Source organism: Natroniella acetigena (assembly GCF_023227745.1).
In the GTDB taxonomy this organism is placed as follows: domain Bacteria; phylum Bacillota; class Halanaerobiia; order Halobacteroidales; family Halobacteroidaceae; genus Natroniella; species Natroniella acetigena.
Genome location: NZ_JALKBX010000112.1, coordinates 1 through 1,455, shown reverse-complemented (window position 1 = coordinate 1,455; position 1,455 = coordinate 1). Strand labels below are relative to the sequence as shown.

At 35.9% G+C, this 1,455-nt stretch carries 4 protein-coding genes and 1 tRNA gene; all 5 read right to left on the bottom strand.

Annotated elements, in window-relative coordinates:
• Window positions 1–377 (bottom strand): 50S ribosomal protein L11 (gene rplK, locus MWH25_RS12770; protein WP_248628033.1); only part of this gene is annotated, 377 nt, incomplete at its 3' end.
• 13 nt (window positions 378–390) lie between these two features.
• Entirely contained in the window at window positions 391–921 is a 531-nt protein-coding gene (gene nusG, locus MWH25_RS12765) for a transcription termination/antitermination protein NusG (RefSeq protein WP_248628032.1), read from the bottom strand.
• A gap of 41 nt (window positions 922–962) precedes the next feature.
• The gene (secE, locus tag MWH25_RS12760) at window positions 963–1,166 is read right to left on the bottom strand and encodes a preprotein translocase subunit SecE (protein ID WP_248628031.1); all 204 of its coding nucleotides are present in this window, start codon (window positions 1,164–1,166) and stop codon (window positions 963–965) included.
• 36 nt (window positions 1,167–1,202) lie between these two features.
• Window positions 1,203–1,279 (bottom strand) — tRNA-Trp (locus MWH25_RS12755).
• A 13-nt stretch (window positions 1,280–1,292) separates the two neighbouring features.
• Window positions 1,293–1,442, bottom strand: coding sequence for a 50S ribosomal protein L33 (gene rpmG, locus MWH25_RS12750; RefSeq protein ID WP_248628034.1), 150 nt, complete (start codon window positions 1,440–1,442; stop codon window positions 1,293–1,295).
• Between the last annotated feature and the right edge of the window lie 13 nt (window positions 1,443–1,455).

Genomic DNA, 1,455 nt, shown 5'->3' with positions numbered 1-1,455 from the left:
CTCATTGCCGATTCCAAACTAGCTGCATTTAAGTCCTCCATCTTTAATTCAGCAATTTCTTTGACATCTTCTTTGCTAACAGTAGCAACTTTATTAATATTAGGCTCTCCAGATGCAGTTTCAATGCCTGCAGCTTTCTTTAATAAATTAGCAGCTGGAGGAGTTTTAGTAATAAAATCAAATGAGCGATCTGCATAAACAGTAATCTCCACTGGAATAACGTTCCCAGCTTGATCAGCAGTTTTAGCATTAAAAGCCTTACAAAATTCCATAATATTAACTCCATGTTGACCTAATGCTGGGCCAACTGGTGGAGCTGGATTAGCTTTACCTGCAGAAATTTGTAAGCTAATTTTACCAACAACCTTTTTAGCCATCTTCTACACCTCCTTATACATTCTCTATTTGATCAAACTCCAATTCAACTGGAGTTTCACGACCAAACATAGAGACTAAAACAATTAATTTATTCTTTTCATAATCTATTTCTTGAACTTCTCCTACAAAATCTTCAAACGGACCTTCCGTGACTCTTACACTCTGACCTTCTTCTACTCCAATATCAGTTACCGTCTCTTCTAGTCCCATATCTTGAAGTACATGGGCCATTTCGGTTTCTTGTACTGGAATTGGGTTTGTCCCAGCACTAGCAAAACCAATTACTCCTGGAGTATTACGAACAACATACCAAGAATCATCATCCATAATCATCTCAATTAATACATATCCAGGAAAAATTTTATCTTTAACTACCTTCTTTTTGTCATTTTTTACTTTAACTTTGTCTTGAGTTGGAATTAAAATTTGAAAGATATTATCTTCCATCCCTGTTGCCTTAATACGCTGCTTCAAATTCGCTTTGACCTTGTCTTCATGGCCAGAATAGGTATGTATAGCATACCATTCTTTTTTACTACTCATAATAAAGGAACCCTACAAACCAAGTAGGATTCACACCTCCCCTAATTAAAAATAATTGGCCTAATCAGACTAGAAAAGAGCAAATCAACCCCACCAATAAAAACAGAAACAAGCAAAACAGTAACAATAACTACCATTGTATAAGAAACCATTTCTTGCTTACTAGGCCAGTTCACTTTCTTTAATTCAGCTTTAACTTCTCTTAAAAACTTCTTAATCTTTTCCGAAGTACTTCTTTTAGCCATTTATTCCACACCCTCATTGGTTTCCTGATTTATAATTGGCAGGCCCGGAGGGACTTGAACCCCCAACCCTCGGATTTGGAGTCCGATGCTCTAGCCAATTGAGCTACGAGCCTATATCATCAAACCTTACCTAGTTTCCTTATGAACAGTATGTTTTTGACAGAATTTACAATGCTTTTTCAATTCTAATCTTTCTCTTTGATTTTTTTTATTCTTAGTTGTTGAATAGTTACGTTGTTTACACTCTGTACAAGCTAAAGTAATTATTTCTCTCATCACTGCCACCTCC

Excerpts from the sequence above, each read along its gene's own strand:
- nusG (WP_248628032.1), bottom strand. The coding sequence starts at position 921 with ATGAGTAGTAAAAAAGAATGGTATGCTATACATACCTATTCTGGCCAT.
- secE (WP_248628031.1), bottom strand. The coding sequence starts at position 1,166 with ATGGCTAAAAGAAGTACTTCGGAAAAGATTAAGAAGTTTTTAAGAGAA.
- rpmG (WP_248628034.1), bottom strand. The coding sequence starts at position 1,442 with ATGAGAGAAATAATTACTTTAGCTTGTACAGAGTGTAAACAACGTAAC.